At 47.2% G+C, this 20,194-nt stretch carries 25 protein-coding genes; 13 read left to right on the forward strand and 12 right to left on the reverse strand.

From position 1 onward, the window contains the following. Positions 1-12: 12 nt before the first annotated feature. Genes CWB99_RS06835 through CWB99_RS06875 form a run of 9 tightly spaced genes read right to left on the reverse strand, consistent with a single transcriptional unit; the run spans position 13 to position 6,631 of the window. Entirely contained in the window at positions 13-468 is a 456-nt protein-coding gene (locus tag CWB99_RS06835; RefSeq protein WP_138546511.1) for a PTS sugar transporter subunit IIA, read from the reverse strand. 2 nt (positions 469-470) lie between these two features. Next, positions 471-758 (reverse strand): ribosome hibernation promoting factor, encoded by a 288-nt coding sequence (hpf, locus tag CWB99_RS06840; RefSeq protein ID WP_010386630.1) that lies wholly within the window; start codon positions 756-758, stop codon positions 471-473. 25 nt (positions 759-783) lie between these two features. Next, entirely contained in the window at positions 784-2,292 is a 1,509-nt protein-coding gene (locus CWB99_RS06845) for an RNA polymerase factor sigma-54 (RefSeq protein ID WP_138550199.1), read from the reverse strand. 44 nt (positions 2,293-2,336) lie between these two features. Next, positions 2,337-3,062, reverse strand: coding sequence for an LPS export ABC transporter ATP-binding protein (lptB, locus tag CWB99_RS06850; RefSeq protein ID WP_138546513.1), 726 nt, complete (start codon positions 3,060-3,062; stop codon positions 2,337-2,339). Beyond that, positions 3,059-3,598 carry a lipopolysaccharide transport periplasmic protein LptA gene (gene lptA, locus CWB99_RS06855; RefSeq protein ID WP_138550198.1) on the reverse strand — a complete coding sequence of 180 codons (540 nt, stop codon included), beginning with the start codon at positions 3,596-3,598 and terminating at the stop codon, positions 3,059-3,061. The genes lptB and lptA overlap by 4 nt, the downstream gene beginning before the upstream one ends. Further along, complete coding sequence (gene lptC, locus CWB99_RS06860) at positions 3,588-4,142, reverse strand: LPS export ABC transporter periplasmic protein LptC (RefSeq protein WP_138550197.1); 555 nt, start codon at positions 4,140-4,142, stop codon at positions 3,588-3,590. The genes lptA and lptC overlap by 11 nt, the downstream gene beginning before the upstream one ends. After that, positions 4,139-4,690, reverse strand: a complete 552-nt coding sequence (gene kdsC, locus CWB99_RS06865) for a 3-deoxy-manno-octulosonate-8-phosphatase KdsC (protein ID WP_138550196.1) — start codon at positions 4,688-4,690, stop codon at positions 4,139-4,141. The genes lptC and kdsC overlap by 4 nt, the downstream gene beginning before the upstream one ends. After that, positions 4,691-5,662: a KpsF/GutQ family sugar-phosphate isomerase gene (locus CWB99_RS06870; protein WP_138550195.1), complete on the reverse strand. Its 972-nt coding sequence runs from the start codon at positions 5,660-5,662 to the stop codon at positions 4,691-4,693. It abuts the gene before it with no gap. Positions 5,663-5,671: 9 nt separating this feature from the next. After that, positions 5,672-6,631, reverse strand: a complete 960-nt coding sequence (locus tag CWB99_RS06875) for a calcium/sodium antiporter (protein WP_138550194.1) — start codon at positions 6,629-6,631, stop codon at positions 5,672-5,674. Between the two features lie 228 nt (positions 6,632-6,859). Here CWB99_RS06875 and CWB99_RS06880 point away from each other — a divergent pair, with 228 nt between their 5' ends. Genes CWB99_RS06880 through murA form a run of 7 tightly spaced genes read left to right on the forward strand, consistent with a single transcriptional unit; the run spans position 6,860 to position 11,518 of the window. Beyond that, positions 6,860-7,666: an ATP-binding cassette domain-containing protein gene (locus CWB99_RS06880; protein ID WP_138550193.1), complete on the forward strand. Its 807-nt coding sequence runs from the start codon at positions 6,860-6,862 to the stop codon at positions 7,664-7,666. Beyond that, positions 7,666-8,442, forward strand: a complete 777-nt coding sequence (gene mlaE / locus CWB99_RS06885; RefSeq protein ID WP_138550192.1) for a lipid asymmetry maintenance ABC transporter permease subunit MlaE — start codon at positions 7,666-7,668, stop codon at positions 8,440-8,442. The genes CWB99_RS06880 and mlaE overlap by 1 nt, the downstream gene beginning before the upstream one ends. A gap of 14 nt (positions 8,443-8,456) precedes the next feature. Next, on the forward strand, positions 8,457-9,002 hold the full coding sequence (gene mlaD / locus CWB99_RS06890; protein ID WP_138550191.1) for an outer membrane lipid asymmetry maintenance protein MlaD: 546 nt from the start codon (positions 8,457-8,459) through the stop codon (positions 9,000-9,002). A gap of 5 nt (positions 9,003-9,007) precedes the next feature. After that, complete coding sequence (locus CWB99_RS06895) at positions 9,008-9,691, forward strand: MlaC/ttg2D family ABC transporter substrate-binding protein (protein WP_138550190.1); 684 nt, start codon at positions 9,008-9,010, stop codon at positions 9,689-9,691. Then, complete coding sequence (locus tag CWB99_RS06900; RefSeq protein WP_138550189.1) at positions 9,684-9,977, forward strand: STAS domain-containing protein; 294 nt, start codon at positions 9,684-9,686, stop codon at positions 9,975-9,977. Before CWB99_RS06895 ends, CWB99_RS06900 begins: the two co-directional genes overlap by 8 nt. A gap of 5 nt (positions 9,978-9,982) precedes the next feature. Continuing rightward, on the forward strand, positions 9,983-10,240 hold the full coding sequence (locus tag CWB99_RS06905) for a BolA family protein (RefSeq protein WP_138550188.1): 258 nt from the start codon (positions 9,983-9,985) through the stop codon (positions 10,238-10,240). 12 nt (positions 10,241-10,252) lie between these two features. Continuing rightward, a complete protein-coding gene (murA, locus tag CWB99_RS06910) occupies positions 10,253-11,518 on the forward strand; it encodes a UDP-N-acetylglucosamine 1-carboxyvinyltransferase (protein WP_138550187.1) in 1,266 nt (421 codons plus the stop codon). Positions 11,519-11,583: 65 nt separating this feature from the next. Here murA and CWB99_RS06915 read toward each other — a convergent pair whose 3' ends face one another. The 3 genes from CWB99_RS06915 to CWB99_RS06925 form a co-directional block, all read right to left on the reverse strand. After that, positions 11,584-12,666, reverse strand: a complete 1,083-nt coding sequence (locus tag CWB99_RS06915) for a trypsin-like peptidase domain-containing protein (RefSeq protein ID WP_138550186.1) — start codon at positions 12,664-12,666, stop codon at positions 11,584-11,586. A gap of 161 nt (positions 12,667-12,827) precedes the next feature. Beyond that, positions 12,828-14,180 carry a DegQ family serine endoprotease gene (locus CWB99_RS06920; protein ID WP_138546524.1) on the reverse strand — a complete coding sequence of 451 codons (1,353 nt, stop codon included), beginning with the start codon at positions 14,178-14,180 and terminating at the stop codon, positions 12,828-12,830. Positions 14,181-14,290: 110 nt separating this feature from the next. Then, entirely contained in the window at positions 14,291-14,743 is a 453-nt protein-coding gene (locus tag CWB99_RS06925; RefSeq protein WP_138550185.1) for a YhcB family protein, read from the reverse strand. 143 nt (positions 14,744-14,886) lie between these two features. Between CWB99_RS06925 and zapE the strand changes: the two genes are divergently transcribed. From zapE to CWB99_RS06955, 6 genes are all read left to right on the forward strand, one after another. Beyond that, the gene (gene zapE / locus CWB99_RS06930) at positions 14,887-15,981 is read left to right on the forward strand and encodes a cell division protein ZapE (protein ID WP_138550222.1); all 1,095 of its coding nucleotides are present in this window, start codon (positions 14,887-14,889) and stop codon (positions 15,979-15,981) included. Between the two features lie 259 nt (positions 15,982-16,240). Next, positions 16,241-16,669: a 50S ribosomal protein L13 gene (rplM, locus tag CWB99_RS06935; protein ID WP_010386604.1), complete on the forward strand. Its 429-nt coding sequence runs from the start codon at positions 16,241-16,243 to the stop codon at positions 16,667-16,669. Between the two features lie 12 nt (positions 16,670-16,681). Further along, positions 16,682-17,071, forward strand: coding sequence for a 30S ribosomal protein S9 (rpsI, locus tag CWB99_RS06940; protein ID WP_010386602.1), 390 nt, complete (start codon positions 16,682-16,684; stop codon positions 17,069-17,071). 504 nt (positions 17,072-17,575) lie between these two features. Next, positions 17,576-18,166, forward strand: coding sequence for a ubiquinol-cytochrome c reductase iron-sulfur subunit (petA, locus tag CWB99_RS06945; protein WP_138550184.1), 591 nt, complete (start codon positions 17,576-17,578; stop codon positions 18,164-18,166). Next, positions 18,166-19,458: a cytochrome b gene (locus CWB99_RS06950; RefSeq protein ID WP_138546526.1), complete on the forward strand. Its 1,293-nt coding sequence runs from the start codon at positions 18,166-18,168 to the stop codon at positions 19,456-19,458. The genes petA and CWB99_RS06950 overlap by 1 nt, the downstream gene beginning before the upstream one ends. Further along, the gene (locus CWB99_RS06955; RefSeq protein WP_138550183.1) at positions 19,455-20,192 is read left to right on the forward strand and encodes a cytochrome c1; all 738 of its coding nucleotides are present in this window, start codon (positions 19,455-19,457) and stop codon (positions 20,190-20,192) included. The genes CWB99_RS06950 and CWB99_RS06955 overlap by 4 nt, the downstream gene beginning before the upstream one ends. The last annotated feature ends 2 nt before the right edge of the window (positions 20,193-20,194 follow it).

The raw sequence follows: 20,194 nt of genomic DNA on the forward strand, positions 1-20,194 counted from the left end.
AAAAACTCTCCGTTAGTTGTCAAACTCTTCAATTATCGAGAATAACTCCTGATCATCGTGAGCTTGTCTGATACGTTTACAAAACACCTTGTTTTTAAGTTTATCAGCGATTGTTGCCAAGGTCTGCAAATGTTGTTGATTTTCTCCTTCAGGCACGATGAGTGCCACAAAAATGTCGACGGGTTGATTGTCGATGGCGTCAAAAGCAATGCCTTGTTGATTAACAAGGAGCATAGCGACGACTTTATCGATCCCCGGAAGGCGGCCGTGGGGTAATGCAATCCCTTTGCCGATACCTGTACTGCCAAGCTTTTCTCTACTGAGTAGTGAATCCAGAATATCATGGGCATTACTGTCAGGCAGCTGGCTATGTGCCAACTCACTGATGTATTCTAAGATACGTTTTTTGCTATTAAAAAGGACCGCAGCTTTGCTGCAGTCCTGTGAAATCAATGAGCTTAGTTTCATGATTAGTGTCGAGTTAGCTTCTCTTTGTGCTTGATCACCTGACGATCAAGCTTATCGATGAGTCCGTCTATTGCGGCATACATATCCCGGTGTTCGGTCGAGGCGAAAATCTCCCCTCCGTTCACGTGTAATGTGGCTTCTGCTTTTTGGATGAGCTTTTCGACATCTAGGATGACATGCACATTGTTGATGTGATCAAAGTGCCTTTCTAGCTTCGCAAACTTGTTTGTTACATAGTCTCTTAACGAATCGGTGATTTCTACATGTCGACCAGTTAAATTTAGTTGCATAAGCATTTTCCTTCTGTAGTTACGTCTAAATCAGGCTTTTACGCTGATTCGACGGTGGGATAGCCAAAGACTCTCGGTATTTGGCAATTGTACGTCTAGCCACTTTGATCCCTTGATCTGCTAATACATCCGCAATTTTGCTGTCACTTAATGGCTTAGCTGTATTTTCCGCGGCAATTAGCTTTTTGATCAATGCTCTGATTGCAGTCGAAGAGCATTCTCCTCCGTTTTCAGTGCTGACATGGCTTGAGAAGAAATACTTCAACTCATAAATACCGCGCGGCGTGTGCATATACTTTTGCGTTGTTACACGTGAAATCGTGGACTCATGCATGTCGACCATTTCGGCCACATCATTGAGTACCATCGGCTTCATTGCCTCGGGGCCATGTTCAAAGAATGCCTGTTGTTGTTGCACAATGCAATTGGTAACTTTCAATAAAGTTTCATTGCGGCTTTCCAGGCTTTTAATAAACCATTTTGCCTCTTGCAAGTGTGAGCGGATAAACTGGCTATCAGTGCTCGACTTGACTGAGCGGGACATAGCAGCATAGTGATCGTTTACTCTGATCTTCGGCATAGAGTCCGGGTTGAGTTCAACAACCCAGCGACCTTTCACCTTTTTCACCGAGACATCTGGTATCACATAGTCCGCTTCTTCTTGCACTATGCTAGCGGCTGGCTTGGGGTTAAGACTGTGGATCAGGGTCATGACTTCTTTAAGTTCAGCTTCTTTGAGCTTAGTCTTTTTCATCAAAGTTCGGTAGTCACGGCTCGCGAGTAAATCGATATGTTCCGTCAGAATCTCTTTGGTTTGAGTTAGCCAGGGGGTAGCTGAGTCAAACTGATTGAGCTGGATACACAAACACTCCTGCAAGCTGCGCGCTGCAATACCAACGGGATCAAATAATTGAACACGTTTCAGTACGGCTTCGACTTCATCCAACTCGATCTGTTCGTCGTCATTGTCCTGATTCATGCTCTCAACAATGTCTTCGCAGCTGATGGTCAATAAACCAGCATCGTCAACGGCTTCGACGATTGCCAGAGCGATGGCTCTGTCGGTTGGGCTAAAGGGGGTGAGTTCCAGTTGCCACATCATGTATTCTTGCAACGTCTCAGTGGTTTTGCCCTGATAGATGGTTTCATCTTCTGGCATTGGACCAGAGCTGCTGGCCGGGGCGGCACTGATGTACTCATCCCAGGTGACGTCCATTGCCAGATCGTCACTGACTGTGTCTTTGTTTAATGCAGCGTCGCTGTCTTGTTCATAATCACTGACAGCCGAGTCCTCAAAGCTGTCATTATCATTGGTCGCGTGTTGTTCTAACTCAGTATCCGATTTGGACTGTGTTTCATTATCGTGTGATTCAGACTCACCTTCTTCCACTTCCAACAAAGGGTTGCTATCAAGCGCTTCTTGGATTTCTTGTTGGAGATCTAGCGTACTCAACTGTAACAGGCGAATAGCCTGTTGCAGCTGTGGTGTCATTGTCAGTTGCTGCCCCATGCGCAGCTGTAGCGATTGCCTCATGTATCTCTAACAATCCTTTTTGTTATTTACTTCTAATCTTATAACTATAGCCTGAATTGCTCACCTAGGTAGACATCCCGCACGGTTTGATCGGCCAGAACATGCTCCGGGGTGCCTGCTGCTATCAGTTCACCATGTGACACTATATAAGCTTTCTCACAGACGTCCAGCGTTTCACGTACATTGTGGTCTGTGATCAACACGCCGATACCGCGGTTTTTTAGGTGTTCAATAATTTTCTTTATATCTAACACTGAAATGGGATCAACACCAGCGAAAGGCTCATCCAATAAGATAAATTTTGGATCTGCCGCAAGCGCGCGTGCAATTTCTACCCGACGTCGTTCACCGCCCGACAATGCCATGCCCTGACTGTCACGGATATGCTGAATATTAAACTCATCTAATAACTCATTGAGAATAACTTCTCTTTGCTCTTTATTAAGTGCCTTACGAGTTTCCAGAATCGCCATCAGATTTTGATAGACAGTTAGCTTGCGGAAAATCGAGGACTCTTGTGGCAAATACCCTATGCCCAGACGTGCCCGACTGTGCATAGGGAGCAAAGTGATATCTTGATCATCGATATGAATGCTGCCCTTGTCACTAGGGACCAGGCCTACGATCATATAGAAAGTCGTGGTTTTACCCGCGCCATTGGGGCCAAGTAGGCCAACAATGCTGCCAGCTTCAACACTCAATTCGACGTTTTTGACAACCTGTCTGCCCTTATAGCTCTTGGCCAGAGCAGTTGCTGTTAACTTACTCACGGATTACCCTTCTTTTGTGAATTCTTACTGTTCTCTTTTTCAGGTAAAAGAATGGTTCTAACACGATTTTTCTCTTGATCACCCCGTTGCGCGCTGATCAGCTTTTTCTCCATATCATAGACTATGGTTTGTGCACTGATTTTCTGGCCTGCCTGGCTTATTTCGGCACCGCCCTTGATGGTCAACATACGGTTTGCCACATCATAACGCACTTCTTTGGCGGTTGCTTTCAGCAGCGAACCATCTGCCTGGCGCTCTTGAAACACCGCGGGGCTGCCTGTGGCAACCAATAGTTGTTTATTTTTACCCAGCTCTTCTCTGCGGTGGACCTCGAGGCGATCTGCCAAAATTGTACGGTCACCATGGATGATCTCAACGTTTTCTTCGAATACGCCAATATTGGTTTGTAATTGTGCCAGCTGAGTACCCGAGCTGATAATGACCTGGTCGGTTAGCGTATCTTCTGCGTAAGCACTAGGTTGAAATGCACTTAAGGTACACAGCAGGATCAGGGTGTAGGTAAATTTATTGTTCATAATAAATCGTTTTAGTGTGGTTGATGAGTTCAATGATTTCGGTATTGAGATCGGCAACCAACCCCTTGCCCGAAATGGTTAAGTTGGGCCCGGTTATTTCAACTGGGTGCTCAGAGCGCATATGTTTTTCGCTAATATCGACTTGCACATGGTCTGCATTGATGTGCTTTATCATCGCATTGTCGGTCAGGTTTGTTGCTTGTACCTGGCCTTCTAGTATCAGCGTGTTATTACCATATAAAGTGGCTTCATTGGCTTTCAGCTGCCAGTTTTGCTGATCGTTGTGAAGCGTAAAGATAGGTGCAGTAAAGTGGCTGAAGCCAAGCTCTTGATAAAGCTCCATTCTGTCAGCGGTGATTTGGTAGCTAAGCTGGCCATTTTCGGCATAATTGGTCTGCTTAAGATCGAGAGCGACATAGTCAGGCTTAGCTAACACTTCTTCTGATTTTGGTGCTGTTTGTCCTGATTGGGTTAAATAGGGATACCACAGCCAGAGCATGGTCAGGCTGAATACAAAAAGCAATAGAACGCGGACCACGGTCATATACTGCTGCCTTCATATCCTAAAGGTTTATTCTGGCACAGTAACAGCAAATCGGTCAGTTCACGCACCGCACCATAGCCGCCTGGCAACAGAGTGGTATAGTCTGCCTGGCGGATCACCATTGGATGTGCATCATTGACTGCTACAGACAGGCCGACCTTAAGCATCACGGGTAAATCTGGGGCGTCATCGCCAATATACGCAACTTCATGGTCAGCAAGTTGCAGCTTATCTTTGAGCTCAGCATAACCTCGCAACTTATCCTCCATCCCCTGATAGATATGTTTAACATTGAGGCTAGTCATACGTTGCTTAACTATTTGTGAATGGCGGCCAGTGATCACTGCGACTTCAACGCCAGCATTGATCAGTGCTTTGACTCCAAAGCCATCCTTAGTATTGAAGGCTTTAAGCTCTTCGCCCTGGTTACCCAGATAAATACGGCCATCGGAAAATACCCCATCGATATCGCAGATCAGGAGTTTAATTGCCTGTGCTTTACGGACAACGGCGTCGTCAATGGGTTGATATAGGTCGGAAAACAGCATTTATAATACTCCAGCTCGTAGTAAATCTTGCATATTTAACGCGCCGATTGGGCAACCTTGCTCATCAACTACAATGAGACCATTGATGCGCTTTTTTTCCATAATATGTAGTGCTTCCGCGGCCAACATATCCTGTTTCACTGTGGTGCAGTGTTTTGTCATCACAGACTCGATCACCGTGTTATGTAAATCAAGTCGCTGTTCAATAATACGGCGTAAGTCTCCATCCGTGAACAAGCCTCTAAGCTGACCTTGATCATCGACAATGGTTGTCATACCCAAGCCTTTGCCTGACATTTCAAACAAGGCGTCAGTGATAGTACAGCCTTGCGTTACAATAGGCACTGCTTTACCAGTGTGCATTACATCCGCGAGTGTTAGCAACAGGCGTTTTCCCAGGCTGCCACCAGGATGAGATAAGGCAAAATCGTCTGCTGTAAAGCCCCGGGCTTCCAGTAACGCCACAGCCAGCGCATCTCCCATGACCAGCGTTGCTGTGGTACTGGCTGTCGGTGCCAGCCCTAAAGGACAGGCTTCTTTTGATACTTTAATACACAGGTGGATATCTGCCAGCTTTGCCATATTCGACTCGGGATTACCCGTCATACTGATGATTTGTGCGCCAATGCGTTTAATCACCGGCACGATAGCCAATACTTCGTGGGTTTCACCTGAGTTTGAGATCAGCAGAACCACGTCATCGGCGGTGATCATGCCCAAATCGCCATGGCTTGCTTCACCCGGGTGCACAAAAAAAGCCGGTGTACCTGTGCTTGCGAGTGTTGCTGCTATTTTATTTCCAATATGACCTGACTTGCCCATCCCAACGACAATGATGCGACCACGGCACTGCAACATGAGTTCACAGGCAGCCGCAAACTGAGTGTCAATATACTGGGTAATTTCTTCAATAGCCTGCTGTTCTATCTCTAGTACTTGTTTGGCAGAGCCAATAAAATTGTGGGTGCTCACGCTGCTTCCTTAAATAATGAAGTACATATAACCGCAAAACGCGCCCAGGAGCAGTCCGCCTTCAACACGATTGATCTGGCGACGACCTTTCAGGCTCACACTCATCAGCACCAGCGCAGCGGTTGCGCCCAGCATGACATACATGTCCCGGCTGGCGATGTTACTGTCCAGTGTTGCTGGGTTGAGGATCCCAGCGATAGACAAAACCGCCAGAATATTAAAGATATTCGAACCGATAATATTGCCCAGCACCAAATCGTCTTCGTTTTTCAGCACACCCGCCACACAAGCTGCGAGTTCAGGTAAGCTGGTTCCGATAGCGATGATTGTCAGGCCGATGAGCAGATCACTCATGCCAAAATACTTTGCAATGTCTACCGCTGAATCGACCAGGTAATCTGCACTAACAGGCAGCAGGACCATACCGACGATCAGCCAGAATATGGCCTTGCTCATAGGAACGTCACTTGGGACTTCGTCGCAGGCTTCCGAAATCAGCGGATCGTCCTGATCGGTTTTACCGGTTTTAGAAATGTAGATAAGACCGCCGATAAACACCATGAAACCAATCAGCAACAGCCAGCCTTCGAGTGCGCTAAAATGATTATCGCTGATGATCAACCAGGCAGCCAGCGACACAACAACCAGCAGCGGCATTTCGCGTTTTAAAATGCCAGAGCCGACGCCAAGCGGGCGCAATAGCGCGGTGATGCCAAGTACCATCAAAATATTAGCAATGTTTGAGCCTACAGCATTGCCAACGGCGGTGTCTGTTTTGTCAACCAGCGCTGCTTGCGCGGCGACCATCATTTCAGGTGCTGAGGAGCCCATTGCAACGATAGTCAAACCCACAATTAACGTTGGTACCCCAAGGTTTTTAGCCAGTGCCGCTGCGCCATACACGAAGCGATCGGCACTCCAAACCAGGGCAATGAATCCAAGAATGAGTATGACAAACGATAAAACCATGAAGTCTAAGCCAAGTTACTAAATTCAATGGCGCTGATAGTATCAAATAGCTTATCAAAAGTATAAATAAAGTCATCGGCGTTGGGTCATGAAAACGTATATATTGATGTCAATTTCCCACAAAAATTGTGGCGAATGAATTACAAAATTTTACCATTAAGGGTTTTCCATCTCGCAGCAAAACAACGTATTATTCCATAATTGAAAAAGTATGATGTGGAGAGCGACTTGACGCAGTCAATAGTTGAAGTCAGGGATTTGACCTTTTCTCGTGGTGAAAGGACAATCTACAAAAATATGAGTTTCTCCGTTCCCAAAGGGAAAATTACGGCCATCATGGGACCCAGTGGTATTGGTAAAACCACCATGTTGCGGCTGATCGGAGGCCAGCTCAAGCCGGATAGCGGCGAGATTCTCTTCTCTGGTGACAGTATTCCTTCTATGTCCCGCCAGGCGTTGTATCAGGCACGTAAGCGAATGAGCATGTTGTTTCAAAGCGGGGCCTTATTCACGGATATGTCGGTTTTTGACAATATTGCTTTCCCGTTGCGAGAGCATACCAAACTGAGTGAAGAATTAATTCGCTTAGTGGTATTGATGAAGCTCCAGGCGGTTGGCTTGCGTGGAGCCCGTGATCTTATGCCATCGGAGTTGTCGGGTGGGATGGCGCGCCGTGCAGCGCTGGCCAGAGCCATTGCGCTTGACCCAGAACTGATCATGTACGATGAGCCGTTTGCAGGACAAGACCCCATTTCTATGGGCGTTTTGGTTCGCCTGATTAAATCATTGAATGAAGTATTGGGACTATCCTCTTTGATCGTAACGCACGATGTAACCGAGGTGTTGAGTATTGCCGACCATGTCGTGATCATTGCCGAGCAAGGTGTTATCGGCAGTGGCACGCCCGAACAGATGCGGGCCCATGAATCACCCCTGGTACAACAATTCTTGCAAGGCCATTCTGATGGGCCTGTGCCATTCCACTTTGATGCAGCCCCTTATGAGGATGAGTTACTTGCAGGAGGAAGTCGTTAATGGATTTTTTGCAGCAGTTAGGCCATAAGACACTAAGTCGATTTGCCTCACTAGGCCGGGCGACCAGAATGCTCATAGGGGCACTGTGTAGTATGCCCAATATCAGAAAAGGCGGGCCCTTGCTGGTTCGTCAGCTGTATATGGTTGGTCATCAGTCGTTACTTATTATTATGGTATCGGGCCTGTTTATCGGCATGGTACTGGCCTTACAAGGGTATACAGTACTGGTTGATTACGGGGCTGAAGACAGTCTGGGTCCGCTTGTTGCGCTAAGTTTATTGCGAGAGCTCGGGCCTGTGGTGACAGCGTTACTGTTTGCTGGGCGAGCGGGCAGTGCATTGACTGCGGAAATTGGCCTGATGAAAGCGACTGAACAATTATCCAGTCTTGAAATGATGGCAATCGATCCATTGAAACGGGTGATTTCTCCGCGTTTCTGGGCTGGCTTTATTAGCATGCCGTTGCTCGCTTTAATTTTCTCTGCTATCGCCATACTTGGTGCGCACCTAGTTGGCGTTGATTGGTTGGGTGTTGATTCAGGCAGCTTCTGGTCCATTATGCAATCTCAGGTTTCGTTTGAGCAGGATATTGTCAATGGTTTGATTAAAAGTTTTGTATTTGCGCTCATCGTGACCTGGATTGCGCTATACAAAGGGTATGACTGTATCCCAACATCCGAGGGGATCAGTAAAGCCACCACAGAAACGGTGGTTCATTCTTCTCTTGCTGTTCTGGGCTTCGACTTTGTTCTGACAGCAGTGATGTTTTCAAGTTAAGGGTTTGTAGAAACATGAATACACGGAAAATAGAAATACTTGTCGGCCTGTTCGTTGCCTTGGGTGTGGCCGCCTTTGTTATGCTAGCACTCAAAGTTGCGAATGCAGGGATCAGCGGCAATAGTGAAACCTACACACTGCAGGCTAAATTTGACAACATCGGATCACTCAAAACACGCGCACCCATCAAAGTAGGTGGGGTGGTGATTGGTCGTGTTGATGGGATTAGTATCCATCCACAAGAGTTTGTACCTGTCGTGAGCATGAGCATTGACAGACATTACGAGTGCCAGTTCTCAGATACTACGTCGGTATCCATTCTCACCTCAGGGATATTAGGCGAGCAATATCTGGGTATTTCCCCGGTGATTGCCTCTAAATCCGCCAAACAGACCTGTCTGGGCGAAGAAGTCGTGAACAATGATGAGCTCGACCTGGGTGAGTTATTTGGTGTTGAAAGCGCCGCACTTAAAGATGGTGACATGATCACCGACACTAAGTCTGCATTAGTTCTGGAAGAACTGATCGGCCAATTCCTGTTCAATCAAAGTAGTGAGTAATGACCATGATGACGAAAGTTTTGGGATTCATCGCAAGTGTTGTTCTGATGGTAATTGCCAGTTCCGTGTCTGCCAGTGAGGTAGATATGACTAACCCTTATGCTATGGTGCAACAGGTTGCAGATAACACGTTTAAGCGTGTGACCAAAGATCAGGCTAAAATTGAGCAGAGCAAAGAGCACCTTCGGGTGATCGTAGAAGAAGAACTGTTACCGTATATTGATTACAAATATGCCGCCTATCGGGTATTGGGCAGTCATATTCAGAAAGTCCGCAATATTGAAGATAAAGAAGAGAAGCGTCAGGCGATAGAACATATCCGTACTTTTATTGAGGTGTTTAAGACTTATCTGGTTGCGACCTATGCCGGTGTTTTCACTCAATACACAGATCAGAAAGTCGAATTTGAACCCGCTCGTGATGCGGAAGATGATAAAATTGCCATTGTGAAAACTAAGATCGTGGAAGCCGGGAAGCCGGATATTAAAATCGACTTTAAAGTACGTCGCGATAGCAATGGGCAGTGGCGTGCCTTTGATATGATGGCAGAAGGGATCAGTTTACTGGATGCCAAGCAATCTGAGCTGCACGGTATTTTACGTCAGCAAGGCATTGAGCATGTGATTGAGTTACTGGACAAGAAAAGCAAACTGCCGGTGCAGTTTCGAGGTGATGACGGCAATGCCTAATTTGCAATTTACCAAACCCGCCGCTGACATAGTGGCGGTCGCCGGGGAATTGACCCGAGATAGCCTCACAAATGAATCGCTTCTTAACCAGTTGCTAGAAAATGCGCAGTCAGTCCTGTATTTTGACCTTTCTGAGGTATCCAGGGTTGACACCGCGGGCTTAGCTTGGTTAATTCACTCTTTAGGCAAATTAAAGCAGCAAGACGTACGTCTTGAGTTAAAAAATGTACCTGATCAGCTACAGAACCTAATGGCATTAGGTCAGGTCAGCAACCTATTTGAGTGAGTCCAATGGAAACAAACCAAGTCGAAGCTTTACTACAAGAAGCGCTGGAACTTGACGAAGTCAAAGTTAAATCAGAAGGCAGCCATTACGAAGTGATTGCGGTTGGCAGCTGTTTTGAAGAGCTGCGTCGGGTTAAGCGCGAGCAAATGGTCTATGCCCCCCTGATGGAAGTGATCAAAGACGGTACCATCCACGCCGTTAGCATCAAAGCTTTTACGCCCACTGAGTGGCAACGCGAGCGCAAATTTATCTTACCTCAATAATCTGGAGCCACAATGGATCAGTTTGTTATCCAAGGTGGCACCACTTTAAACGGTGAAGTCACTATTTCCGGGGCTAAAAACGCAGCCCTGCCAATTCTGTTTGCGGCACTTCTCGCCGATGGAAAAAGCACATTCAGTAATGTACCAAGACTCAGAGATATAGGGACTACAGAAGCCTTACTACGCACCTTAGGTGCTGAGGTCAACTGGCGTGGTCAGTTGTTAGAAATTGATGGCGCCAAGGTCGATAAGGTACTGGCACCGTATGAGCTGGTTAAGCAGATGCGCGCATCGGTACTGGCGCTGGGCCCTTTACTTGCCCGCTTTGGTAAAGCACAAGTATCGTTACCCGGAGGCTGTGCCATCGGTGCGCGACCAGTGGATTTACATATTGCCGGGCTGGAAAAAATGGGTGCGGCCATTCGTGTTGAAAATGGTTATATCAATGCAGATATTGCACAGGGTAAACGATTGCATGGCGCAGAAATCTTCATGGAAACGGTCTCGGTGGGTGCAACTGAAAACCTGTTGATGGCTGCGACACTGGCAGAAGGCAAAACGGTGCTGGAAAACGCTGCACGCGAGCCCGAAATCGTCAATCTGGCAGAATGTCTGGTTGCCATGGGAGCCAAGATATCCGGCGCTGGCTCAAGTCGCATCGAGGTAGAGGGGGTGGAAGCCCTGCGTGGTTGTGAACACAAGATACTCCCGGACCGAATTGAGACCGGCACCTTTTTAGTTGCTGCTGCGATGAGTGGCGGAGAGGTTTTGTGTAAAAACACCGATTATCATAGCCTTGAGCCCGTACTGGATAAATTACGTGATGCCAATGCCCTCGTTGAGGTGGCCGAAGATAGCATTTTTGTCAGCATGCAAGGCCGCACGCTGCAAGGGGTGAACATTAAAACCATGCCACACCCAGGCTTTCCAACCGATATGCAAGCGCAGTTTACGGCATTGAATGTGGTTGCCAATGGCAGCGCGACTATTACTGAGACGATTTTCGAAAATCGTTTTATGCACGTCCCAGAGTTGCAGCGTATGGGGGCCAATATTCGTCTTGAAGGCAACACAGCCTACTGTGGTGAAACTGAGTTCTTGTCTGGTGCCCAGGTGATGGCAACTGACTTACGGGCATCTGCCAGCCTGATCTTAACTGGTATTGTTGCCAGTGGTGAGACGGTAGTTGATCGCATTTACCATGTTGATCGGGGTTATCAGCGTATTGAGGACAAGCTCAGTAAGCTGGGCGCGAAGATCAAGCGCCGCCACAATTAAAAAATGACAACGAATAAAAAAGCGAGCAGAGCTCGCTTTTTTATTGCTTCAAGTTCATTGCCGGGTCAGTAAATCGGCGTTTCCAGCTCAGCCACTTCCACCATAAAGGTCAGGTGGCGATCGCCCCGGTAGACTTCAAATTCCAGTTGGGTTCCCGGTGCGGTGTTGCCAATCTTACGCAAAGTTTGTTGTGGATTCTTAACAGGTTCACCGGCTACTTTGGTGACAATGTCATTTTCCTTCATGCCAGCTTGCCAGGCCGGACCCAGTGGGTCGAGGTCACTGATCCGTAAACCGACTATGGTGGTGTAAACATTGGTCACTTCCTGCCCGGTATTGTCGACCGGAGTGCCTCGAAAACCCAGATAGCCACGGATCACTCGGCCATCTTTGATCAGCTTGGCCATCACGTCTTTGGCCAGAGAGTAGGGCACGGCAAACGAAATGCCCTGAATATCAATATTGTATCGGGCTCTGAATTGGGCCGATGTAATCCCCACCAGATCGCCATTGGAGTTAACCAGTGCGCCGCCTGAGTTACCCATGTTCACCGCTGCATCCATTTGCAGCAGGCTGTTGTATTGACTGTCGGTCAGCGTCTGCTTGCCGGTGGCACTAATGATACCCTGAGTGATGGTTTGTCCCAGGTTCAACGGATTGCCGATGGCCAGCACCACATCACCCACCTGTGGGTTAAAGGTATCGTCAACCGGGATCACAGGGAGGTGCTCGGCCTTGATTTTTAACAGGGCCAGATCGGTGATGGTGTCATATCCCACCAACTGTACTTCGTTAAATAAACGGCCATCCGGCAGCAACACAATGATCTGGTCAGCATTATTCACGACATGATAGTTAGTCAGGATATAGCCTTCACGGCTCATGATCACACCGGAGCCCAGCTCCTGAACCGTGTTTTGTCGTTTAAATCTTGGTTGATTGCTAAAGCTTTCTGAAAAGATCGAAACCACAGCCGGAGCCGCGCGATTAACGCCAGACGCAAAGCTCATATGCTGAGCGGTGTAATGGCTTTTCAGTTCGAGGCGCAGGGCATTCTGACGCAATTCGGGCGTGAACCAGATAATAATCAACGCCAGACCTAAACCAATAAAGACTGGCGGAATAATGAGCTTGAGTAATTTAAACACGGTTATTTTTGTCTAGTTATCGGTGTAAAGGGTAATGATGGCATAATTGACATCAATCTGCATTAATGTGTTACATCAATGATGTGGTTAGATATAAAAACACAGCGACCATGGCCGCTGTGTTTTTGCTTGCTCAAATTAAATCAAATGCGTGGTGTGGGTTACTGAATGAGGTAGAACACCGAGTCGCGACCACGTTTAATACCCAGTACAATATTGCCCTGAATATCGTCGATCAGGCGTTTCATATCACGAACCGATGCGACACGCTGACGGTTAACCTGCATAATCACATCGCCTTCCTGAAGCCCGACTCTGGCAGCCGGAGAGCGTTCTTCTACGGACACTACCACAATTCCCTGATTGCCATTACGCTCACCGCTCTCCAGTACGGCACCTTGCAGGCTGGGGTGAATGCGGTCTGCCTCTGCACGTTGCTCACTTGCGCCTTTCAATTCAACATTGAGCGTGCGAGTATCACCGTCTCGGTACACTTCGATTCTGACCTTTTTCCCTTCGCCAAGGGTTGCAATCTTACCGCGCAGTTCTTCGAAGCTCTCAATTTTATCGCCATTGAGCGCAACGATGACATCGTTGGCTTTAATGCCGGCTTCATCTGCCGCTGAATCTTTGACGACCTCCTGTACAAAGGCACCTTGCTTGACGTCGAATCCCTGGGCCTTTGCCAGGCCTGCATCAAGTGTTCGGCCCCGGATCCCCAGTGAGCCACGACGCACCTGACCATATTCAATGATCTGATCAACCAGGTTTTTCATCATGTTAGAAGGGATAGCAAAGCCGATACCGACATTTCCGCCAGAGGCACCCAGTATGGCAGTGTTGATCCCGATTAGCTCGCCACGGAGGTTAACCAGTGCACCACCAGAGTTCCCCTGGTTGATGGCGGCATCGGTCTGGATAAAATCTTCATACCCTTCGATATTCAGTCCACTGCGGCCGAGGGCACTGACGATGCCTGAGGTCACAGTGTGGCTCAGGCCAAATGGGTTACCAATGGCAACGGAGAAGTCGCCGACTCTAAGCTTGTCTGAGTCAGCCAGCTTCACGGCGGTGAGATCTTCCCCTTCAATCTGTAACAGGGCGATATCCGACTCTTTATCAGTACCGACCAGTTCAGCTTTGAATTCTCGGCCATCCTTAAGTGTTACGATAATATTGTCGGCTTCGTCGATGACGTGATTATTGGTCACGACATAGCCTTCGTCTGCATCAATGATAACGCCAGAGCCTAAGCCGCTGAAGGGACGCTTTTGAGAGCGAGGGGCGGGGTTACCAAAAAAGAAATCAAATGGATCAACGCGTCGGCGTACTTCTTTTGCACCCGATACCTGAATACTGACCACCCCGGGCGTGACCTTTTCTAACATCGGGGCCAGTGTCGGCAGCTGCTGGCCATCGACGGCAACAGGCAGGCGTGCATGACTGGTTTCGGGTAATAAGAATAAGCTTGAAGAAAGTAGCGCTGCGGTAAGTAATGATAATTTCAGTTTCATAGTCGTGGAATTCTCCTGGAAACAGCGTTAGTCCGTTGGGGGATGCGCAAAACGCACCACCCATTATTCAATTGCTATTTCTACAGACTATGGGGTCAAAAAAAAGTTCATCAAGAGGCTTTTAATTGCTCATTTTGTGACCCTTCTCCTTTGAACAGGCCGCTTTCTCCTTCGACATAATCACTCGGTGGAGCGTCATGAGTTTGTTCACTGGCACGGCGTTTCTCGTCTCGCATATGTAGTGAAGCGTGTAACTGCTCGGTGGTTTCTTTAGAGAAAAACGGCTCATTTGGCAGCGTTTTCTCTTGGCTAAGGAGTTCTTTTCCTTGCTCAAAGTGGCGATTGAGCAGGCTGTAATTTTCTTCCAGTTTGGCCATCAGCTTTTTGCTGTCTGCCAGGTGGTCAGTGACATCCTGACGATACTGCTCTAATGCATGTTGTGCTTCTTGCGCTTTTTGTTCCAGTTCATCATGCTTGAAGCGTTTTTTAGTGAGTTGCGTGCCGGCAAAAAATGCGGCCAGTGCGACTATTACAAGGATCCCGAACCAGGCGATTGTCGTCATAAAGTACTCCTGTTAATGATGCGGAAGGTGCCGCACCGAATGCAAAAAAATAATCGACTTCGATAGCTTAAATATACGCTGAGTTTCGATGCGTGTTAATATAGCGGGCAAATAAAACTGCTCTTCGACACTAAAAAAAGATGATGACGCCCTGGGAAAAGTACCAACAAGACTTACAGCGTGATGATTTTCACTATGATAGCGCACAGGAAAATGCCGTCCGGCACTTGCAAAGACTTTATGACGATCTGGCCAATCAGGTACCGGTCAAAAAAAGCCTGTTAGGCAGCCTGTTTGGTCTGAAAAAGACACAACAGCCTAAAGTCAAAGGGTTATATTTCTGGGGTGGGGTAGGTCGCGGTAAAACTTATCTGGTAGATACGTTTTATGAAGCTCTGCCAACTGAACGAAAAATGCGGGTGCATTTCCACCGTTTTATGCACCGAGTTCATGATGAACTGAAAAAGCTTAAAGAAGTGAAAAACCCGCTTGAAGTGGTGGCGGATATTTTTAAGTCTGAAACGGACATTATCTGCTTTGATGAGTTCTTTGTGCAGGACATTACCGACGCCATGTTGCTGGGCGGTTTGATGGAAGCCTTATTTGAACGCGGCATAGTGCTGGTTGCAACGTCCAATATCATCCCTGATGAGTTGTATCGTAATGGCTTGCAACGTGCACGCTTTTTACCTGCAATCGCGCTGGTGAATGAAAATACCGACGTGGTCAACGTGGACTCGGGGATAGACTATCGCTTACGAACCCTGGAGCAGGCCGAAATCTTTCACAGCCCCTTGGGCAAAGAAGCCGACGACAACCTGTTTGAGTACTTTGATAAGCTGTCACCTGAGCCGGGCAAGCTAAATGAACCAATCGAGATTGAAGGGCGCCTGATCCAGACCCGTAAAGTGTCTGACTGCATTGTCATGTTCGACTTTAGTGCCTTGTGCGAAACCGCACGTTCTCAGGTCGACTACATGGAGATCAGTCGTCTGTACAACACCGTTATCTTATCGGATGTAAAACAGATGGGTCAGAACAACGATGACGCGGCAAGGCGTTTTATTGCTTTGGTCGATGAATTCTATGAGCGTAACGTGACTTTGATTATTTCCGCAGAGGCACCGATCACTGAACTGTATACCGACGGCACGCTGAACTTTGAGTTTAAGCGGTGTATCAGTCGCTTGCAGGAAATGCAGTCGCTGGAATACCTCGCCCGGGAGCACCTGGCATAACGCCTGAACTATTCCGTTTCACACACATTTCAGAGAATGGCATGTTTTTTGTGGAAAAAACAGCCATCCCCTAGCATCGTGGCAAAACCCTTGCTATAATCCGCGGCCTGCCACGTTGCGTTACTATTGCCCTCGTCGGCTTAGCCACTGACTTGAGCGGCAAAAAAGTCTTAAACTCGAAGGGGTTAAAGCACCAAAAAGTAGAGCGGTAGTCATTCGGACTACCTGTGGTTTTAACTGAAAACTTTGGATTTTTATAATGAAAACGTTTGTTGCTAAACCAGAAACTGTAAAACGTGACTGGTACGTAGTTGACGCTGAAGGTAAAACTTTAGGTCGCATTGCTACTGAAATCGCTTCTCGCCTACGCGGTAAGCATAAAGCTGAGTACACTCCACATGTTGACACTGGTGATTACATCATCGTTATCAACGCTGAGAAAGTTACTGTAACTGGTAACAAAGCTCAGGACAAAATGTACTATGCACACTCTGGTTACCCAGGTGGCCTTAAATCTGTAAACTTCGAAAAACTTCAAGCTAAAAAGCCTGAAATGATCATCGAAAAAGCAGTTAAAGGCATGTTACCTCGCGGTCCTCTGGGTCGTGAAATGTTCCGTAAACTGAAAGTTTACGCTGGTAACGAGCATAACCACGCGGCTCAACAGCCTCAGGTTCTAGACATTTAAGGAGCACTACTCATGGCAAATCAATACTACGGTACAGGTCGTCGTAAAAGTTCAAGTGCTCGCGTATTCCTACGCCCAGGCACTGGCAACATCGTAATTAATCAGCGTTCTATCGAAGAGTACTTCGGTCGTGAAACTTCTCGCATGGTTGTTCGTCAGCCTCTAGAGCTAGTTGAAATGACAGAAAAGTTTGACCTATACATCACTGTTGCAGGTGGTGGTTCAACTGGTCAAGCTGGTGCTATCCGTCACGGTATCACTCGTGCACTTATGGAGTTTGACGAGTCACTACGTCCTTCTCTACGTAAAGCTGGCTTTGTTACTCGCGACGCTCGTCAAGTTGAGCGTAAGAAAGTTGGTCTTAAGAAAGCACGTAAGAAGACTCAGTTCTCAAAACGTTAATTTATTACGTTTCAGAATTGCAAAAACCCAGCCTCGTGCTGGGTTTTTTGTTTTTAGCAGTCATAAATCTGCGCGAATTTTGCTGTTCCTTTTTCTTCTCAATGCTGCGTTTAACCCTTCGGCCAGGTTTATGGTCAAAAAAGTTCAATAATTATAATAATTAGTCGAGTTCGGACGATATCTCAGCGCATTTTTTTGCTACAATTGCGGGGCAAGTAATGAGTCGCGAAAACACTGGTTAAATTTTGATAGCTCACCAGTAGAGCTTGATCTTAGTCAGTGAAAGGTCGCGTATGACGTTTTACCATAGTAAATCGGCTTCATGCTCGAAGTAACCAATCCCCTAATATTCGTGGGTTTATTCGGGCATGGTGCTGGAATAACCTTGTTTTAATCAAGGGATTTATTTATGATCGCGTCTATTTTGTAGTTTCTTAAAATTAACCTGCTGTAACTGATGTTCTCAATATAGCAAGTGTTGAGAATCATAGTGGAGATAAGTGGATGAGCAATGCGCCTGTAGACAACAGCCGACGTCGCTTCTTAACTATCGCTACCTCTGTCGTAGGTGGCGTTGGTGCGGTTGGAGCTGCTGTTCCTTTTATTGCGTCTTGGAATCCGAGTGAGCGAGCTAAATCTGCAGGTGCGCCTGTAGAAGTAGATATCAGCAAGCTTGAGCCTGGACAATTGATTCGTGTTGAGTGGCGAGGCAAACCTGTATGGGTTGTTTATCGTACGCCTGCGATGTTGGATGAAATGAAAAAACACGAAGCTAATCTTCGTGATCCTAACTCAGAAGAGCCACAACAGCTCGACTCTGCCAAAAACTCTCACCGGTCTAAGCGTCCTGAGATTTTTGTCGCAGTCGGTATTTGTACTCACTTAGGTTGTTCTCCGTCATTCCTCAATGGTGGTTTTGGTGAAAAGGTTGAAGGTACTGAACATGGTTTCTTCTGTCCTTGTCACGGTTCTAAGTTCGATATGGCCGGCCGGGTATTCCAGGCTGTACCAGCTCCGTTGAACCTGGAGATCCCGCCTTATACCTTTATTGACGACACTACCATTTTGGTAGGTGAAGAAGAAGGGGTTGCATAATGACTGCGAAGGTTGATAAACCAGGCGCAATCGGCGCTGTGATGAACTGGATTGACGATCGTATTCCTATGACACGTGTCTGGAATATGCATATCGCACAATACCCAGCACCTAAAAACTTTAACTTCTGGTACCTGTTTGGCTCGCTTGCCATTCTGGTATTGGTTAACCAGATCCTGACCGGTATCTGGCTGACAATGAACTATGTTCCTTCAGGCGAAGGTGCATTTGCTTCAATTGAATACATCATGCGTGATGTAGAGTACGGTTGGTTACTTCGTTATTTGCATTCGACCGGTGCGTCGGCATTCTTTATTGTGGTTTATTTGCACATGTTCCGTGGCATGATCTATGGCTCCTATCAGAAGCCGCGTGAACTGCTGTGGGTATTCGGTATGCTGATCTTCCTTGCACTGATGGCTGAAGCTTTCATGGGTTACCTACTGCCTTGGGGTCAGATGTCATTCTGGGGTGCACAGGTAATCATTTCACTGTTTGGTGCAATCCCTGTCATTGGTGATGACCTGACACTGTGGATCCGTGGTGACTACGTAATCTCAGGTGCTACTCTGAACCGCTTCTTTGCATTGCACGTAATCGCATTGCCACTGGTACTGGTAATTCTGGTATTCCTGCACATTGTTGCGCTACACGAAGTGGGTTCAAACAACCCTGACGGTATCGACATAAAGCGTAAAAAAGGCACGGTTGCTGAAGAAGACAAACCTAAATTTAAATTCCACGAGTACTACACGAGTAAGAAAGACATCGTTGATGCGATCCCTTTCCACCCATATTACACCGTTAAAGATATTCTGGGTGTGGCTGGCTTCCTAATCCTGTTCTGTTGGGTCGTGTTCTTTATGCCTGAAATGAACGGTTTCTTCTTAGAAGCGCCTAACTTTGAAGCGGCTAACCCGCTGAAAACACCAGAGCATATTTTCCCAGTTTGGTACTTCACGCCTTTCTACGCCATCCTGCGCGCAATCCCTGACAAGTTGATGGGGGTTATTGCGATGGGTGTGTCTATCGTGATGCTGGCACTGCTGCCTTGGTTAGACCGTGGTAAGGTTCGTTCAATCCGCTACCGTAGTGGTATCCACAAGCTGAACATTGCTCAGTTCGTTGTTACCTTCTTCATTCTGGGTTGGGCTGGTGCAACACCACAAACTGTGACGTCAACAATCTTGTCACAGATTTGTACGGTAACCTACTTCATGTTCTTCGTATTGCTGTTTGTGTACTCGAAGAATGAAAATACTAAGCCATTGCCAACGAGGTTGACGAAATGATGAAAAAGCTACTGATTGGTTTATTCGCATTGCTGCCTACCTTTGCAATGGCAGCCGGTCCATCGGTTCCTTTAATGGAAGCGAACCATGACCTGACTGATAATGCGTCTTTGCAACGCGGTGCTAAGTTGTTCATGAACTACTGCCTGGGTTGTCACCAGATGCAATATCAGCGTTATGAGCGTACGTTCCGCGATATCGGTATCCCGGTTGAGATTGGTAAAGAGACGCTGATTTTTGATGATTCAAAAGTGGGTGGCCACATTCTTAACGCGATGGACACTGATGACGCAGCAAAATGGTTTGGTGCTGCGCCACCAGATCTGACTTTGGTTGCACGTGTACGTGGTGCTGACTGGGTATATACTTACCTGAAGTCGTTCTACGTTGACGAAAGCCGTCCGTTTGGTGTAAATAACTCAGTGTTCCCGCTGGTTGGTATGCCACACGTTCTGCAGGAGTTGCAAGGTGTGCCTACTGCAGAATTTGAAGAAGTAGAAGAGCACGGCGTAAAAGTGCAGAAAGTGAAAAACATCACAACAGATGGCTCAGGTGAGCTAAGCGCGGATGAATATGATCAGGCGGTTCGTGACCTGACTAACTTCCTGGCTTATGTTGGTGAGCCTTCACGCCTTCAATCAGAAGCTCTGGGTATTAAAGTACTTGGCTTCCTGGTTATCTTCTTCATTTTGGCATTCCTGCTGAAGAAAGAATACTGGAGAGATGTCCATTAATC

Source organism: Pseudoalteromonas rubra (genome assembly GCF_005887095.1).
GTDB lineage: Bacteria > Pseudomonadota > Gammaproteobacteria > Enterobacterales > Alteromonadaceae > Pseudoalteromonas > Pseudoalteromonas rubra_E.

Bases quoted from the DNA above. Each gene is read 5' to 3' on its own strand.
- CWB99_RS06835 (WP_138546511.1), bottom strand. From the start codon at position 468: ATGAAACTAAGCTCATTGATTTCACAGGACTGCAGCAAAGCTGCGGTC.
- hpf (WP_010386630.1), bottom strand. From the start codon at position 758: ATGCAACTAAATTTAACTGGTCGACATGTAGAAATCACCGATTCGTTA.
- CWB99_RS06845 (WP_138550199.1), bottom strand. From the start codon at position 2,292: ATGAGGCAATCGCTACAGCTGCGCATGGGGCAGCAACTGACAATGACA.
- lptA (WP_138550198.1), bottom strand. From the start codon at position 3,598: ATGAACAATAAATTTACCTACACCCTGATCCTGCTGTGTACCTTAAGT.
- lptC (WP_138550197.1), bottom strand. From the start codon at position 4,142: ATGACCGTGGTCCGCGTTCTATTGCTTTTTGTATTCAGCCTGACCATG.
- kdsC (WP_138550196.1), bottom strand. From the start codon at position 4,690: ATGCTGTTTTCCGACCTATATCAACCCATTGACGACGCCGTTGTCCGT.
- CWB99_RS06875 (WP_138550194.1), bottom strand. From the start codon at position 6,631: ATGGTTTTATCGTTTGTCATACTCATTCTTGGATTCATTGCCCTGGTT.
- mlaE (WP_138550192.1), top strand. From the start codon at position 7,666: ATGGATTTTTTGCAGCAGTTAGGCCATAAGACACTAAGTCGATTTGCC.
- mlaD (WP_138550191.1), top strand. From the start codon at position 8,457: ATGAATACACGGAAAATAGAAATACTTGTCGGCCTGTTCGTTGCCTTG.
- CWB99_RS06895 (WP_138550190.1), top strand. From the start codon at position 9,008: ATGATGACGAAAGTTTTGGGATTCATCGCAAGTGTTGTTCTGATGGTA.
- CWB99_RS06900 (WP_138550189.1), top strand. From the start codon at position 9,684: ATGCCTAATTTGCAATTTACCAAACCCGCCGCTGACATAGTGGCGGTC.
- CWB99_RS06905 (WP_138550188.1), top strand. From the start codon at position 9,983: ATGGAAACAAACCAAGTCGAAGCTTTACTACAAGAAGCGCTGGAACTT.
- murA (WP_138550187.1), top strand. From the start codon at position 10,253: ATGGATCAGTTTGTTATCCAAGGTGGCACCACTTTAAACGGTGAAGTC.
- CWB99_RS06920 (WP_138546524.1), bottom strand. From the start codon at position 14,180: ATGAAACTGAAATTATCATTACTTACCGCAGCGCTACTTTCTTCAAGC.
- CWB99_RS06925 (WP_138550185.1), bottom strand. From the start codon at position 14,743: ATGACGACAATCGCCTGGTTCGGGATCCTTGTAATAGTCGCACTGGCC.
- zapE (WP_138550222.1), top strand. From the start codon at position 14,887: ATGACGCCCTGGGAAAAGTACCAACAAGACTTACAGCGTGATGATTTT.
- rplM (WP_010386604.1), top strand. From the start codon at position 16,241: ATGAAAACGTTTGTTGCTAAACCAGAAACTGTAAAACGTGACTGGTAC.
- rpsI (WP_010386602.1), top strand. From the start codon at position 16,682: ATGGCAAATCAATACTACGGTACAGGTCGTCGTAAAAGTTCAAGTGCT.
- petA (WP_138550184.1), top strand. From the start codon at position 17,576: ATGAGCAATGCGCCTGTAGACAACAGCCGACGTCGCTTCTTAACTATC.
- CWB99_RS06950 (WP_138546526.1), top strand. From the start codon at position 18,166: ATGACTGCGAAGGTTGATAAACCAGGCGCAATCGGCGCTGTGATGAAC.
- CWB99_RS06955 (WP_138550183.1), top strand. From the start codon at position 19,455: ATGATGAAAAAGCTACTGATTGGTTTATTCGCATTGCTGCCTACCTTT.